This is a genomic window from Staphylococcus sp. HMSC055C03 (assembly GCF_001809385.1).
Lineage (GTDB): Bacteria > Bacillota > Bacilli > Staphylococcales > Staphylococcaceae > Staphylococcus > Staphylococcus simulans.
Genome location: NZ_KV797509.1, coordinates 1 through 286, shown reverse-complemented (window position 1 = coordinate 286; position 286 = coordinate 1). Strand labels below are relative to the sequence as shown.

Here is a 286-nt window from a genome sequence, read left to right as displayed (position 1 = left end):
TGATTACTGGTGCTTCTGGAACTACTGTATCTTTCACAGTTTGTGCCGCTTCTGGTGATTTATTACCTGCCACGTCTGAAGCTTCTGCTTTGATTACTGCGTCATGTGCTAGTGGTGTTTCTAATGTAGTTGTCCAAACACCTTTGTCATCTACTTTAACATCTTTAGTAGTGCCATCTGGCAACGTTAAAGTCACCGTACTCAATGGCTCGCTTGTTCCATCCACTACTTTAGTTCCTGCTTCGATTGTGTTGATTACTGGTGCTTCTGGAACTACTGTATCTTT

The 286-nt window shown here is 42.3% G+C and carries 1 protein-coding gene; it reads right to left on the bottom strand.

Annotated features, from left to right (window positions below):
* Nucleotides 1-286: Ig-like domain-containing protein (locus tag HMPREF2603_RS13445; RefSeq protein WP_186821791.1), on the bottom strand; the 286-nt coding region annotated here is incomplete at both ends.